Consider the following 14,630-nt stretch of genomic DNA (forward strand, 5'->3'; position numbering starts at 1 on the left):
GGCCTATGTTAGTTGCAAAAAATGAACAAGGACAATCGATTCACTTGCTTGAAGAGCAACCAGTAGCAGGTCGAGCGTTCTTCTGTCCTGGCTGTGGTGGACCTGTTCGCCTACGCAACGGGCAAGTCATTCGATCCCATTTTGCTCATGTATCATTGAAAAATTGCCATTATTTTTCAGAAAACGAATCAGAACAACATCTTCATTTGAAGACAAGTTTGTATCAGTGGGCTAGAAAGCACAGTCAAGCAGAGCTCGAAAAGCGATTGCCAGAGATTGAGCAAATTGCGGATATTTTTATTGGGGATAAGCTGGCTCTTGAGGTCCAATGCTCGAGTCTACCAATTAGGCGATTACAAGAGCGGACGCATTCTTATCAGCATGCCGGTTACCGTGTTCTTTGGCTATTGGGAAAGGATTTATGGTTAAAGAAGCGTTTGACAAATCTGCAAAAGCAATTTCTCTATTTTAGTTCCCACGTAGGTTTTTTTCTCTGGGAATTGGATAGAGATCGTGACAAAATACGCTTGCGTTATCTTATTCATGAGGATTTGCATGGACGTGTGCAATGCTTGACTCAGGAATTTTCTTTAGGAGTTGGGAATCTCCTGACGGTATTGCGTTTTCCGTATCAAGGGGAAAAAGTATCTGTACTAAAAGGCAAGCCAGATGGGCAGTTGCTGGAGTATCTAGCTCGCCAGTTGTATCATCAATCCCCAAAATGGATGGCAGTTCAAGCTCAACTCTATCAGAAGGGAGACAATCTTCTTACTCAGTCGTTAGATGATTTTTACCCTCAGATTCGTCTGCCTGAGTCGACAATCGGATTTGCCCAAATTGAGCAAGATTTGTCTGCTTATTATGCTCATTTTTGGGAATATTATCAACAATTGGACTGTAAGACAGAGCAGTATCTCTACTCTCCAGCATTTTATCACATAAAATTAAGGAAAAATCTCTCACAATCGATTTAACGTTAGAAGAACTCCTTTGGTTATGGTAAAATAGTCTGTACGGAGGTAAATCAATTATGACAAAACAACGTAGTGAAATTGAAGAAAAATACCAGTGGGACTTGACCACGATTTTTCCAACAGATGAAGCCTGGGAAGGCGAATTAGCAGCCTTACAAGCCGATGTAGAAAAGACAACAGGATTTGCTGGTCACCTGCTTGATTCAGCAAAGAGTTTACTAGAGATTAGTGAAACTCAATTAGAGCTCATGCGCCGTATGGAGACTCTTTATGTTTATGCTTCCATGAAAAATGACCAAGATACACGTGAAGGAAAATACCAAGAATTTCAGGCTAAGGCTTTGGGACTCTATTCAACCCTTTCACAAGCCTTTGCCTTCTATGAACCAGAATTCTTAGAAGCGACAGAAGAGCAGTTAGCAGCTTTCATGGAAGAAGAACCAGCTTTGCAACAGTATAGCCACCAATTTGAGAAATTATTAGCAGGAAAGAAACATGTCCTATCTCAAGAAGTGGAAGAAGTATTAGCTGCAACAAGTGAGGTGTTTGATGCACCATCAGAAACCTTTGCTGTTCTTGATAATGCTAGCATTCGTTTCCCAGAAATCACAGATGAAGAGGGAAATCTGGTCCCCCTATCACACGGCAGTTACATTTCGTTTATGGAATCAAGCAACCGTGCCGTTCGTCAAGAAGCTTATGAAGGTTTGTATAGCACGTATGAGCAATTCCAACACACTTATGCGAAGACCCTGCAATCCAATGTCAAAGTCAATAATTTAAAAGCTCGCTTGCGCAAATACGACAGCGCTCGTCATGCAGCCTTGTCTGCAAACTTTATTCCGGAGTCTGTTTACGATACCTTAGTAGAGGCTGTCAATAAACATTTGCCACTCTTACATCGTTATATCAACTTGCGGAAGAAATTATTGGGAATTGACGATTTGAAAATGTACGATATGTACACACCGCTTTCAGATGTAGATTACAAATTCACCTACGAAGATGCTTTGGCAAAAGCTGCGGATACCTTAACGATTTTCGGTGATGAATATAGTGCCCAAGTCAAGGAAGCTTTTGAAAATCGTTGGATTGATGTTCATGAAAATGAAGGAAAACGCTCAGGAGCTTACTCTGGAGGAGCTTATGATACTAATGCCTTCATGCTCTTGAACTGGCAAGATACACTTGATAATCTCTATACCCTAATCCATGAGACAGGTCATTCGCTTCATTCCATGTTTACACGTAAGAATCAGCCGTATGTGTATGGTCATTATTCTATTTTCTTGGCAGAAATTGCTTCTACGACCAATGAAAATATCCTGACAGAAAAACTATTGTCAGAAGTCGAAGATGACAAGACGCGCTTTGCTATTCTCAACCATTACTTGGATGGCTTCCGTGGTACAGTCTTCCGTCAGACACAATTTGCTGAGTTTGAACAAGCCATCTACAAAGCCGATCAAGAAGGTCAAGTATTAACAGCTGAGTTTTTAAATCACTTATATAGTGAAATTAATGAGAAATACTACGGTTTGTCTGCTGAGGAAAATCCACAAATTCAATTTGAATGGGCCCGCATTCCGCATTTCTATTACAATTTCTATGTATATCAATATGCGACAGGCTTTGCAGCAGCCTCTGCCCTCTCTCATAAGATTGTGCATGGCAGTCCAGAAGACAAGGAACGGTATTTGGATTACCTCAAGGCAGGAAGTTCAGATTATCCATTACATGTCATCAAAAAAGCTGGCGTGGATATGACAAAAGAAGATTACTTGAACGATGCTTTCAAGGTCTTTGAAGCTCGTTTGACAGAGCTAGAAGCATTGGTTGAAAAAGGTGTTCACCTGTAAGAAGCTGTATTCACAGCTCAGCAACTCTATTCAGGGCTTATTTTTCGTTACTCATCGTTGCTTTTTACGAAATACAGTCAGTATTCCTTCAAAAAACGTCTTGATTATCGTAAAATAAGTTCCCGATTAGAATGACTTCGCTTATGAATACAGGTTCTAAAATGTAATGAGGTTGAGAAATTTTTCTCAGCCTTTTTGTACGGTAAGCGATAGTGCTCTGATTTCCAAAGAGTATCAGTTGACCGCAAAAATCCCTTGTGATATACTGAAAAAATGGTAGAATCATACAGTAAAAACGCAAACCACAATATGCGCCGGCCGGTAGTAAAGGAAGAAATTGTGGAGATGATGCGGACACGTCAGGCGCAAAACACAGGCTTTTTAAAAGAGTTAGAAGACTTTGCTCGCAAGGAAAATATTCCCATTATTCCTCACGAGACAACAGCTTATTTCCGTTTGCTCATGCAAGTGTTGCAGCCTGCTACTATCTTAGAAATTGGGACAGCTATTGGCTATTCTGCTTTGTTAATGGCAGAAAATAGCCCGACTTCCAAGATTACGACTATTGATCGCAATGAAGAGATGATTGGCCTTGCCAAGGAAAATTTTGCCAAATATGACAAGCGAAATCAGATTGAATTAGTAGAAGGCGAAGCCATGGATGTGTTGCCGACTTTAGCAGATGATAGCTACGATTTCGTCTTTATGGATTCTGCTAAGTCGAAGTACATTGTCTTTTTGCCAGAAGTCTTGAAGAAAGTAAAAGTCGGAGGATTGATTATTCTGGACGATATTTTTCAAGGTGGTGATGTGGCGCGTGATATTATGGAAGTCCGTCGTGGTCAGCGAACGATTTATCGAGGTTTGCAGCGATTGTTCGATGCGACATTGGATAATCCGGACTTGACAGCTAGTCTGGTTTCCATGAGCGATGGCTTGCTTATGCTTAGAAAAAATGTAGAAACAGTCCATTTAATTACAGAAGAAAATTAAGTATTTTTTAAGCAAATGTGGTATAATGGTACAGTTAATAAAAAAGGAGAAGCAATTCAGAATGAAGACTAAAAAAATTCTAGCAGGAGCAGTAACCTTGTTTGCAGCTGTGACACTTGCGGCTTGTGCAAATGGATCTGACAAAGATATTGTCACGATGAAAGGAAACACAATCAGCGTTTCAGAGTTTTATGAGCGTGTAAAAACAAATCAGCAAGCGCAGCAAACACTATTATCAATGGTAATTGGCGATGTTTTTGAGGAGCAGTACGGAAAAGAAGTTTCTGCAAAAGAAGTAGATGAAGCATATGATAAGATGGCAAAGAACTACGGTGAATCCTTTGCAGGAGCCTTGGCTTCAGCAGGATTAACACAAGAGACTTACAAACAACAAATTCGTACCAATAAGTTAGTTGAATTTGCTATAAAAGAAAAAGCAGAAAAAGAATTAACAGATGAAGAATATCAAAAAGCTTTCGAGTCTTATACCCCAGAAGTAACTGCTCAAATCATTAAATTAGCAGATGAAGCAAAAGCAAATGAAGTCTTGGCTCAGGCACAGGCTGAAGGTGCAGATTTTGCACAATTGGCAAAAGATAACTCAACCGATGCTGAAACCAAAGCAAATGGTGGAACAGTTAAATTTGACTCAACTTCTACAACTGTACCAAATGAAGTGAAGACAGCAGTCTTTGCCCTAAACAATGGTCAAGTAGGAGCTTCCGTTGTCAAAAGCGTCAATCTTTCAAATTATCAAGTCAGCTACTATGTCGTGAAGTTGAATTCCAAATCAGAAAAAGCTGCTGACTGGAAAGAGTACAAAGATATCTTGAAAGATAGCTTTATCAAATCAAAACAAGCTGATGCAACGTATGTGAAAAATGTGATTTCAGAAGTCTTCAAGAAAGCCAATGTTAAAGTGAAAGACCAAGCCTTCCAAGGTATTTTGTCGCAATACATTCCAACTGGAGATTCTTCAAGCTCTTCAAGTTCAGCTTCTTCAACTGAAGCATCAAGCAGTTCTGAAACCAAATAATCAAGTTCAGAAAAAGATAAATAAGATTAAGAATGGGTATTCTATCCCCTTATTTCAGAGAATTGGCGGTCGGTGCGAGCCATATAAGGTAGACTATCTTGCTACTTAATCATGACAATTGCATAAAAAATGAGAATGACAAGTTCATTGAATGAAGGTGGTACCGCGGTTTTTCGCCCTTCGTTAGTGTTCTTGTTTTTTCTTTTTGGAGGTCTAGGATGAAACAGTTTAAGATTAAACAACGTTTTTGGTCCTAGGGTGTCAAATTTGATATAAAAGATAACCGAGGCCAACTCTGTTATCAAGTCGAAGGTAGTGTTTTCAAATGGTTTAAAAACTTTGAGATTCATAATGCTGGTGGAAAGGTTGTCAGCACCATTCAAAGAAAATTCTCTTGGTTCAATTCTCGTTATGAAATTGAGAATCTAGCTCTTGAAGTTCTTGGTGATTTTTGGGATATGAAGTTTGACTTGCTCCATAATGGTGTAACCATTGCCCGCATTGATCAGGAATGGTTTCGGATGACCTCGACCTACCAAGTTACGGTCTATGAAGATGCGTATGCAGATGTTACGATTGCTTTGGTTATTGCAATTGATTACGTTAAGGAGATACAAAGAGCAGCGGCAAATGCCGCAACGTAAAGGAAAGGAAATAGGAAAAATGAAACAATTATCTAGTGCACAAATTCGTCAAATGTGGTTGGACTTCTGGAAGTCAAAAGGACATTCCGTAGAACCTTCTGCTAATCTCGTCCCAGTCAACGATCCAACTCTCTTGTGGATTAACTCTGGGGTAGCAACCCTAAAAAAATATTTTGACGGCTCAGTGATTCCTGAAAATCCACGGATTACCAATGCTCAAAAGTCCATTCGGACCAACGATATTGAAAATGTCGGAAAGACAGCCCGTCACCACACCATGTTTGAAATGCTTGGGAACTTCTCTATCGGAGATTATTTCCGCGATGAAGCAATCGAGTGGGGCTTTGAACTGTTGACCAGCCCAGAGTGGTTTGCTTTTCCAAAAGAAAAGCTCTATATGACCTATTATCCAGACGATACGGATTCTTATAACCGTTGGCTTGCTCTGGGGGTTGACCCAAGTCACTTGATTCCGCTTGAGGACAACTTCTGGGAAATTGGTGCGGGACCTTCTGGACCAGACACAGAAATCTTCTTTGACCGTGGAGAAGCTTTTGACCCAGAAAATATCGGCATTCGTCTCTTAGAAGAAGATATTGAAAATGACCGTTACATCGAGATTTGGAATATTGTACTCTCCCAATTCAATGCAGACCCAGAAGTACCACGTTCTGAGTACAAGGAATTGCCTAACAAGAACATCGATACGGGTGCAGGTTTGGAGCGTTTGGCAGCCATTTTCCAAGGGGCTAAGACCAACTTTGAAACAGACCTTTTCATGCCGATTATCCGTGAAGTAGAAAAACTATCTGGTAAAAGCTATAATCCAGACGGGGACAACATGAGCTTCAAGGTCATTGCAGACCATATTCGCGCCCTTTCCTTTGCGATTGGTGACGGTGCGCTTCCTGGAAATGAGGGACGTGGCTATGTCCTTCGTCGTTTGCTTCGTCGTGCGGTCATGCATGGTCGCCGCTTGGGCATTAACGAATCCTTCTTGTACAAATTAGTCGTGCCAGTCGGTCACATCATGGAAAGTTACTATCCAGAAGTGCTTGAAAAGCATGAATTTATCGAAAAAATTGTTAAACGGGAAGAAGAAACCTTTGCACGCACCATTGATGCGGGTTCAATCCATTTGGATGAATTGTTAGCTGAGTTGAAAGAAGCTGGAAAATCAACCCTCGAAGGAAAAGATATTTTCAAACTCTATGATACCTACGGATTCCCAGTTGAATTGACCGAAGAATTAGCAGAAGATCAAGGATTTGCCATCGACCACGAAGGCTTTAAAACAGCCATGAAAGAGCAGCAAGAGCGTGCACGTGCGTCTGTTGTCAAGGGCGGCTCAATGGGCATGCAAAATGAGACCCTTGCAGGTATTACGGAAGAGTCTACCTTTGTCTATGGTGCAGACGAACTGAGCGCAAGCCTAGTGGTTATGATTGCAGACAATGCGCGTGTGGATAGCTTAGCAAGTGGTGAAGCCTTGTTAGTCTTTGATCAAACTCCTTTCTATGCGGAAATGGGTGGACAGGTAGCAGATCACGGTGCTATTATCGATGAAACTGGTCAGCTTGTTGCTCGTATTAAAGATGTCCAAAAAGCACCAAATGGTCAGCCGCTTCATACTGCGGAAGTGCTTGGAGAATTGCGTACAGGAGCAATCTATACACTTGCGATTGACACGCATCGTCGCCATCGCGTCATGAAAAACCATACAGCGACTCACTTGTTGCATGCAGCTCTTCACCATGTCATCGGTGAGCATGCAACGCAGGCGGGTTCTCTCAATGAGCAGGAATTCTTACGCTTTGACTTTACCCACTTTGAAGCAGTAACAGCTGAAGAACTCCGTCGTATCGAAGAAGAAGTCAACGCCCAAATCTGGGCAGCCCTTCCAGTCGTGACAGTCGAGACGGACATTGACACGGCGAAAGAAATGGGGGCCATGGCTCTCTTTGGTGAAAAGTATGGCAAAGAAGTTCGCGTTGTAACTATCGGTGATTATTCTATCGAATTGTGTGGTGGTACGCACGTGGCAAATACCGCTGAAATTGGTCTCTTCAAGATTGTAAAAGAAGAAGGAATCGGTTCTGGAACACGTCGTATCGTAGCGGTAACTAGCCGTGAAGCTTTCCTTTCCTACCGCGAAGAAGAAGAATTGCTCAAAGCAGTCGCTGCAACCATTAAAGCGCCACAAATCAAGGAAGTACCAAACAAGGTTGCAAGCCTGCAAGAACAGTTGCGTGAATTGCAAAAAGAAAATGCAGCCTTAAAAGAAAAAGCAGCAGCAACTGCGGCTGGTGATGTTTTCAAAGATATCAAAGAAGCAAATGGTCTGCGCTATATTGCTAGCCAAATCGAAGTGTCAGATGCGGGAGCACTACGCACCTTTGCTGACAACTGGAAACAAAAAGATTATTCAGATGTCTTGGTCCTAGTGGCGGCTATCGGTGAAAAAGTCAATGTTCTTGTCGCAAGCAAGACCAAGGATGTCCATGCAGGAAATCTGATTAAAGAACTCGCTCCAATCGTAGCTGGTCGCGGTGGTGGTAAACCAGACATGGCCATGGCAGGAGGAAGCGATGCTTCTGCAATCGGAAAACTGTTAGCCGCAGTTGGTAGTCACCTATAATTGAATACGCCAGAAACTAGGATTAAGCCCCTAGTTTCTTTTTTATCTTCAACGAACTGTAGAAACTAGAGAAAGAGCTTCTTTCGTTATCTAGTTAGCAAGAAAGAAGTATTTTCACCGATAAAGAAAATAGCTATTCTGACTATAATAATTATCTTTTTGACAAAAATCATAACTTTTTGACAACTATATTTGTCAAAAAGAAAAAGATGTGTTACAATAAAATCAAGTTAAGTAAGAAAATGATATGAAACTAAAAAACATACAGGAAGTTCTGACAAGTTTTTTATTTGGATTTTTTGGAACAGCAAGTTTAATTCTTCTCATTAAGGTGCTACATACAGGATTTGGGAGAGAAGATTGTTATTTTCCAGTGTTACTAATGGGGCTAGGAATTTGCTTTTATCAAAAAAATAAAAGTGTTTTTAAAGAAAGGAGCTGGCATGCATGATACTCAAAAATAGGCTCAAGGAATTACGAGCCAGAGATGGGTTAAACCAAACGGCTCTAGCAAAGGAAGCTGGAGTTTCAAGACAAACCATTAGCTTGATTGAGCGGGGAGAGTACACCCCATCTGTCATCATTGCCCTTAAAATTGCCCAAATTTTCAATGAACCCTTGGAGCAAGTCTTTCGCTTAGAGGAAGAAGAATAGTTCTTCCATCAAGCATGAAGTAGAGTGAGAGTAGGAGAAATAATATGAAAAAGAAACAGATTCAAGCAGGAAATGAGATATCTTTTAAAGTAGTCGCGTTGCTATTTAGACTATTTATGATGGGCTATGTAGCTGGGAAAGTCTTTGCAGGAAACTATGATGTGACAAACGAATTTCTCATTATCCTATCAGCTCTGTCTTGCTTGCTGATAGAAGAAGACAGCAAAGGAAATCAAAAATGAAGAAAAATGAAATCGTTATTACAGGCAGAATGGTACTCAAAGCAAGCTGGATTCTTGGAATGCTTGCAATGTTGGTCAGATGTTTAATGGGTTACGTTTTTCAGTTAGAAGATTGGCTCATCATTGCTGGGCTTGTAGCAAGTATGGGGAATGCTTTTGGTAAAGATAATGGGGTGAGGGAATGAAAATGCAGAAACGATTACGTACAGTTGGTTTTCTATTTGTGTGTGGATTGATTGGTTATTTTTTTGGTAAAGGAATTGCACAAGGTGTTGCATTTAAAGAAGTTATACGCCCATTGTTAATTTTAGACGGATATGTGTACCTTGCTCAAGTAGCAAGTATCTTATTGGCTGGTTTGACATGGTATTTCCTCAGCCACAGTCGTCGAGATATGATTGCTTATCAAAAGGCAGAAGAAAAGGATGACGAAGAAGGCATGGACACATTTTACACCTCTTCTTTTAAGAAGTTGGAATATGGAACGATTGCCTTTAATATCTTTTCAATCAGTATGATTTTTTCTCTCTTTGGTAGCCTATACATGGTGACAATTCATTTTACTCATTGGCTGAGTATGATGATACCTGTGCTATTGTACTTGGTTTTGTTCTTTCTTCTGAAAAATCTTCAAAAAACGCTGAGGTTTGTACGGAACTATGATTTTCCTAGATTCACCATGCCAGAAGATGCTTTGAATTTAGTAAGGAGTTACGATGAGGGAGAGCGAGAGGCAAATTATGAAAATAGCTTTATGACTCTCTTTCAACTGAATCAAATTGTCTTGCCAGTCTTGTATCCACTTATTGCTATTATTTCTATGATGTTACAAGAATTTCAGCTGATAGCCTTTCTGATTGTCGCCTTTATCCATATTTATATTAATTTCAGAGGGATTCAGCAAGTTAAAAATTACTTCAAATAAGGAGAAAAAGATGAAAAAAATACTTATTCGCGTTGTTTTATGGTTTTTAGCTCTATATGTCTACTTAAATGGAGCCGGTTTGTTAACGTTTGAGATGGTAGCACATCAGAGACCTGATATACCTGCTGAATGGGCAGAGAGCATGGTGCCGATTTTTGGAGTAATTGGTCTAGTTTTTCTGACAGCAATGTCCTATCTCTACTGGAAGTATGTCTATAGCAAAAAAGACATTACAATTGAACTGCCAAAACCATGGATGTCTAATATCCTTTATCCAATCGGTTTATTTATCCTACTCATTGTTGTGCAACTGGTTCTTCCAGTTCCTCCTAGCGATAACCAACAGCTTGTAGAACAAAGTATCTCGTCACAGCCTCTCTTTTCTTTCTTTGCAGTTGTCGTTTTTGCACCCATTATGGAAGAATTGCTCTTTAGAAGTGTGTTTGCAGGTTACTTCTTTCCAAATTTGACCAAAAAGACCAGCATTATTTTCTATTTAATCTTGAGCAGTGCTCTATTCTGCTTGGCACATGGACCACGTACGGTATCAGACTTTTTAATCTATTTTACTATGGGAGTGAGTCTAGGATGGCTGTATATGGCAAAACGAGACTTACGTTACTCTGTCGGACTACATTTTGCCAATAATCTATTATCCTTTTTGATGATTTTATTATAAAAAGAAGTGAGAGAATTCACTTCTTTTTTTCGGCTCACCTTTTTCACAGTACATAGTCTACTTGATAGTTAATTAGAATCAACCTTTTTTGAAGTTTTATGAGTATTTGTGTCAAGTCTCGCAATCTTTATTGAAAAACTGCTCTCTTGCTTTCCAATCTTACATTCTCTATTAAAAAACTTTTTCTATTTTTTAGAAGTATTGTTGGCTATTGGGATAAAAAAGAACTGGAAAATGCTTTCCAGTCGTTTTTGTTTATAAACCATAGAGATAGTCATTGTCTTGCATGGCTTCTACGCTACCGAGGAGGTAACCATTTCCGACTTGAGAGAAGAAGTCGTGGTTGGAGGTGCCGGTCGAGATACCGTTCATGACGATTGGATTGACATCGTCTGCGGTATCTGGAAAGAGGGGATCTTGTCCTAGGTTCATGAGGGCCTTGTTGGCATTGTAACGAAGGAAGGTCTTGACTTCCTCGGTCCAACCAACACCATCATAGAGGCTCTCTGTATAGCCTTCTTCGTTTTCATAGAGAGTGTAGAGGAGATCATACATCCATTCTCGAAGCTTGTCTTGCTCGTTCTCAGATAATTCGTTAAATCCAAGCTGGAATTTGTAGCCGATATAGGTCCCATGGACTGATTCGTCGCGGATGATGAGTTTGATAATCTCTGCTACGTTGGCGAGTTTGTTATTTCCAAGATAGTAAAGTGGTGTAAAGAATCCAGAGTAGAAGAGGAAGGTTTCAAGAAATACGCTGGCTACTTTCTTTTCAAGTGGAGAGCCAGTCAGGTAGATTTCATTGACGATTTCAGCCTTTTTTTGCAAATAAGGATTGGTATTGGTCCACTCAAAAATCTCATCAATTTCAGCCTTGGTGTTGAGGGTTGAAAAGATAGATGAATAGGATTTTGCATGGACCGATTCCATAAATTGGATATTATTGAAGACGGCTTCTTCGTGAGCAGTTCGAACATCTTTGCGAAGGGCATCCACACCAGACTCAGATTGGAGAGTATCTAAAAGCGTTAATCCTCCAAAGACTTTTCCGACGAGGTCTTTTTCTTTGTGAGAGAGCTTTCTCCAGTCATCTAAGTCATTAGAGAGAGGAATACGTGTATCGAGCCAGAATTGCTCGGTCAATTTTTCCCAAGTTGACTTATCAATGACATCTTCAATAGCGTTCCAGTTTATGGCTTCGTAGTAGGTTTTCATTTGTTTCTCCTCAGTTCGATTTGATTCAATTTAGTACATGGTTCTGCCAGATTTAGTATCTGTTATCACTTCTTGGATACTGTCCCAATGTTTGACAATTTTACCATTTTCATCAAAGCGGAAAATGTCCGGTTCTCCCCAGATTTGATGAGTATGAAGGGCAACGAGGTCCTCCTGAGCGATTGCACGAACAAACTCAACAGATTTTTCTGGATATTCTGCCTGCATACGCTCAAAATAAGCAATGAAACCGCTAGGGCCATCTTCCACATGGGGATTGTGTTGACGGTACTCACTGCCTACGTAATCTGCAACAGCTTTTGCGGGATTGCTCTCAAAGGCTATTTTATAGAAATTGATAGCAGCTTGCTTGTTCTTGTCTAATTGAGACATAGCTTCCTCCCAGATTTTTCAATCCTCTTCATTATATCATATTTTACAGCTAATAATGGAAATTTTAACGGCAGAAAAAGATAGTAGTAGCTTAATTCCAACTTCAATGAAATTCATTTGACCCACTCCTCTAGTTTTCATGATTTAGGTGTTAAGCTGTTTAGGCTGTAAAGTATAACAAGGCTGGGGCTTTTCCCAACCTCGTCGTGTATGCTAGATGACGCAGCTTTCACATTGATTTGCGCCAACTTCCTCGCCGTCATCTGTAAAGGTACGGACGTAGTAAATCGATTTAACACCTTTATTAAAGGCATAATTGCGCAAGATTGAAAGATCACGCGTGGTCTGCTTGTTTTCAGTTTTCCACTCGTAGATACCCTGTGGAATATCACTACGCATGAAGAGGGTTAAGGACAACCCTTGGTCAACGTGCTCAGTAGCAGCAGCATAGACATCAATAACTTTTCGCATATCCATATCATAAGCTGACTTGTAGAATGGAATAGTTTCAGTTGATAGACCTGCGGCCGGGTAATAGATTTTACCGATTTTCTTTTCTTGGCGCTCTTCAATCCGTTGCGTAATGGGGTGGATAGAAGCAGAAACATCATTGATATAGCTGATTGAGCCGTTTGGAGCAACGGCAAGGCGGTTTTGATGGTAAAGACCGTCTGCCTGTACCTTATCACGAAGCTCTGTCCAATCTTCTCCACTTGGTATAAAGATTCCTTCAAAGAGTTCTTTGACACGAGGAGAATGAGGCTGATATTCCCTAGTGATGTACTTATCGAAGTAAGAACCGTCTGCATATTTTGACTTTTCAAAGTTGTGGAAGGTAGTCTTGCGTTCACGAGCAATGTTATTCGATTCTACGAGCGTCCAGTAGTTGAGGAGCATAAAGTAGATGTTGGTAAATTCAACAGCTTCAGCTGATCCGTAATCAATCAAGTTTTGGGCAAGGAAGCTATGTAGTCCCATCGCACCCAGTCCGATTGAGTGAGCCTGGCTATTACCATGTTCGATAGACGGGACAGCTGAGATATGAGAGTGGTCTGTTACGTAGGTCAGAGCGCGTGTCATGGTACGGACAGAACGGCCAAAGTCAGGTGATTTCATGAGATTGACAATATTTGTTGAGCCAAGATTACATGAAACGTCGGTTCCCATTTTGAGGTACTTTTGTGAATCGTTCAATTCACTCGGAGTCTGAACTTGAAGAATCTCTGAGCAAAGGTTAGACATGATGATTTTGCCGTCTACCGGATTACTACGGTTAGCTGTATCAATGTTGATGACATAAGGGTAGCCAGATTCTTGTTGGAGTTTCGAAATTTCTGTTTCCAAATCGCGCGCCTTAATCTTGGTCTTGCGAATTTTTGGATTAGCAACTAATTCATCGTATTTTTCAGTAATGTCAATGTAGCTGTAGGGAATACCATATTCACGCTCGATAGAGTAGGGACTAAAGAGATACATGTCCTCGTTCTTACGTGCTAATTCGTAGAATTTATCTGGAATGGTAATTCCAAGAGATAGGGTTTTGACACGAACTTTTTCATCCGCATTTTCCTTTTTAGTAGAAAGAAATGCGATGATGTCTGGGTGGAAGACATCGAGGTAGACAACACCAGCTCCCTGACGTTGCCCCAATTGATTAGAATAAGAGAAGCTATCTTCAAAGAGTTTCATGACAGGCACAACTCCTGATGCAGCTCCTTCGTATCCCTTAATGGGTGCGCCTGCTTCACGTAGATTGCTGAGGGAAATCCCAACACCACCACCGATACGAGAGAGTTGGAGTGCTGAATTAATGGAACGCCCAATCGAGTTCATATCATCTGTCACTTGAATCAGGAAACAAGAGACCAATTCCCCTCGACGAGCACGACCAGCGTTTAAGAAACTTGGTGTTGCTGGCTGATAGCGGAGGTGAATCATTTCGTTTGCCAAATCCATCGCCAACTCTTCATTGCCTTCTGCAAAATAAAGAGCATTAAAGAGGACACGGTCTTCCATGCTTTCTAAATAGTAGGCACCATCATTAGTCTTGAGCGCATATTGATTGTAGAATTTATAAGCTGCCATGAAAGACTTGAAACGAAAATCCTGATTTTGCAAAAATTGAGCTAGTTTTTCAATAAAAGCAGAACTATACTGTTCTAAAAACGCTTTTTCTAGGTAGTTTTCTTCTAATAAGTACTGAATTTTTTCTGTAATGTTTACAAATGATTTGGTATTCGGGAGGACGTTTTCCTTGAAAAAGGCCTTGAGAGCCTCTTGGTCTTTATGAAGTGGAATTTGTCCATTGACTGGACGGTTGATTTCATTGTTTAGACGGAAGTAGGAAACATCTCCTAAGTCTTTTAAACTCATATCGT

Annotated in this window: 14 protein-coding genes; 11 read left to right on the top strand and 3 right to left on the bottom strand. The window is 40.5% G+C overall.

The window, feature by feature from the left end:
- The first annotated feature begins 5 nt into the window (after positions 1-5).
- The 11 genes from ABPH35_RS00135 to ABPH35_RS00185 all read left to right on the top strand — a co-directional run bounded on the left by ABPH35_RS00135 (position 6) and on the right by ABPH35_RS00185 (position 10,644).
- A complete protein-coding gene (locus tag ABPH35_RS00135; RefSeq protein ID WP_349987883.1) occupies positions 6-974 on the top strand; it encodes a competence protein CoiA in 969 nt (322 codons plus the stop codon).
- Between the two features lie 56 nt (positions 975-1,030).
- A complete protein-coding gene (gene pepF / locus ABPH35_RS00140; protein WP_349987882.1) occupies positions 1,031-2,833 on the top strand; it encodes an oligoendopeptidase F in 1,803 nt (600 codons plus the stop codon).
- A 273-nt stretch (positions 2,834-3,106) separates the two neighbouring features.
- Positions 3,107-3,826: an O-methyltransferase gene (locus ABPH35_RS00145; RefSeq protein ID WP_349987881.1), complete on the top strand. Its 720-nt coding sequence runs from the start codon at positions 3,107-3,109 to the stop codon at positions 3,824-3,826.
- A 61-nt stretch (positions 3,827-3,887) separates the two neighbouring features.
- Positions 3,888-4,862, top strand: a complete 975-nt coding sequence (locus tag ABPH35_RS00150; RefSeq protein ID WP_349987880.1) for a peptidylprolyl isomerase — start codon at positions 3,888-3,890, stop codon at positions 4,860-4,862.
- A gap of 272 nt (positions 4,863-5,134) precedes the next feature.
- Positions 5,135-5,506 carry an LURP-one-related/scramblase family protein gene (locus ABPH35_RS00155; RefSeq protein WP_349987886.1) on the top strand — a complete coding sequence of 124 codons (372 nt, stop codon included), beginning with the start codon at positions 5,135-5,137 and terminating at the stop codon, positions 5,504-5,506.
- A 19-nt stretch (positions 5,507-5,525) separates the two neighbouring features.
- Positions 5,526-8,144, top strand: coding sequence for an alanine--tRNA ligase (gene alaS, locus ABPH35_RS00160; protein ID WP_349987879.1), 2,619 nt, complete (start codon positions 5,526-5,528; stop codon positions 8,142-8,144).
- Positions 8,145-8,591: 447 nt separating this feature from the next.
- A complete protein-coding gene (locus ABPH35_RS00165) occupies positions 8,592-8,798 on the top strand; it encodes a helix-turn-helix transcriptional regulator (protein WP_154608279.1) in 207 nt (68 codons plus the stop codon).
- Positions 8,799-8,842: 44 nt separating this feature from the next.
- Entirely contained in the window at positions 8,843-9,040 is a 198-nt protein-coding gene (locus ABPH35_RS00170; protein ID WP_349987878.1) for a hypothetical protein, read from the top strand.
- Positions 9,037-9,225 carry a hypothetical protein gene (locus ABPH35_RS00175; RefSeq protein ID WP_349987877.1) on the top strand — a complete coding sequence of 63 codons (189 nt, stop codon included), beginning with the start codon at positions 9,037-9,039 and terminating at the stop codon, positions 9,223-9,225. The genes ABPH35_RS00170 and ABPH35_RS00175 overlap by 4 nt, the downstream gene beginning before the upstream one ends.
- Positions 9,226-9,227: 2 nt before the next feature.
- On the top strand, positions 9,228-9,965 hold the full coding sequence (locus tag ABPH35_RS00180; protein ID WP_349987876.1) for a DUF3169 family protein: 738 nt from the start codon (positions 9,228-9,230) through the stop codon (positions 9,963-9,965).
- A 10-nt stretch (positions 9,966-9,975) separates the two neighbouring features.
- Positions 9,976-10,644, top strand: coding sequence for a CPBP family intramembrane glutamic endopeptidase (locus tag ABPH35_RS00185; RefSeq protein ID WP_349987875.1), 669 nt, complete (start codon positions 9,976-9,978; stop codon positions 10,642-10,644).
- 255 nt (positions 10,645-10,899) lie between these two features.
- On the opposite strand, the gene nrdF is transcribed toward ABPH35_RS00185, so the two are convergent.
- The 3 genes from nrdF to nrdE form a co-directional block, all read right to left on the bottom strand.
- Positions 10,900-11,859, bottom strand: coding sequence for a class 1b ribonucleoside-diphosphate reductase subunit beta (gene nrdF / locus ABPH35_RS00190; protein ID WP_349987874.1), 960 nt, complete (start codon positions 11,857-11,859; stop codon positions 10,900-10,902).
- A gap of 30 nt (positions 11,860-11,889) precedes the next feature.
- Complete coding sequence (locus ABPH35_RS00195; RefSeq protein WP_349987873.1) at positions 11,890-12,252, bottom strand: nuclear transport factor 2 family protein; 363 nt, start codon at positions 12,250-12,252, stop codon at positions 11,890-11,892.
- 213 nt (positions 12,253-12,465) lie between these two features.
- Complete coding sequence (gene nrdE / locus ABPH35_RS00200; RefSeq protein WP_368849445.1) at positions 12,466-14,625, bottom strand: class 1b ribonucleoside-diphosphate reductase subunit alpha; 2,160 nt, start codon at positions 14,623-14,625, stop codon at positions 12,466-12,468.
- Positions 14,626-14,630: the final 5 nt, after the last annotated feature.

Origin of the sequence: Streptococcus handemini, assembly GCF_040984445.1 — a bacterium.
Lineage (GTDB): Bacteria > Bacillota > Bacilli > Lactobacillales > Streptococcaceae > Streptococcus > Streptococcus handemini.

Excerpts from the sequence above, each read along its gene's own strand:
- nrdE (WP_368849445.1), bottom strand. The coding sequence starts at position 14,625 with ATGAGTTTAAAAGACTTAGGAGATGTTTCCTACTTCCGTCTAAACAAT.
- pepF (WP_349987882.1), top strand. The coding sequence starts at position 1,031 with ATGACAAAACAACGTAGTGAAATTGAAGAAAAATACCAGTGGGACTTG.
- ABPH35_RS00165 (WP_154608279.1), top strand. The coding sequence starts at position 8,592 with ATGATACTCAAAAATAGGCTCAAGGAATTACGAGCCAGAGATGGGTTA.
- ABPH35_RS00170 (WP_349987878.1), top strand. The coding sequence starts at position 8,843 with ATGAAAAAGAAACAGATTCAAGCAGGAAATGAGATATCTTTTAAAGTA.
- ABPH35_RS00180 (WP_349987876.1), top strand. The coding sequence starts at position 9,228 with ATGCAGAAACGATTACGTACAGTTGGTTTTCTATTTGTGTGTGGATTG.
- nrdF (WP_349987874.1), bottom strand. The coding sequence starts at position 11,859 with ATGAAAACCTACTACGAAGCCATAAACTGGAACGCTATTGAAGATGTC.
- ABPH35_RS00135 (WP_349987883.1), top strand. The coding sequence starts at position 6 with ATGTTAGTTGCAAAAAATGAACAAGGACAATCGATTCACTTGCTTGAA.
- ABPH35_RS00150 (WP_349987880.1), top strand. The coding sequence starts at position 3,888 with ATGAAGACTAAAAAAATTCTAGCAGGAGCAGTAACCTTGTTTGCAGCT.
- ABPH35_RS00145 (WP_349987881.1), top strand. The coding sequence starts at position 3,107 with ATGGTAGAATCATACAGTAAAAACGCAAACCACAATATGCGCCGGCCG.
- ABPH35_RS00175 (WP_349987877.1), top strand. The coding sequence starts at position 9,037 with ATGAAGAAAAATGAAATCGTTATTACAGGCAGAATGGTACTCAAAGCA.
- alaS (WP_349987879.1), top strand. The coding sequence starts at position 5,526 with ATGAAACAATTATCTAGTGCACAAATTCGTCAAATGTGGTTGGACTTC.
- ABPH35_RS00195 (WP_349987873.1), bottom strand. The coding sequence starts at position 12,252 with ATGTCTCAATTAGACAAGAACAAGCAAGCTGCTATCAATTTCTATAAA.
- ABPH35_RS00185 (WP_349987875.1), top strand. The coding sequence starts at position 9,976 with ATGAAAAAAATACTTATTCGCGTTGTTTTATGGTTTTTAGCTCTATAT.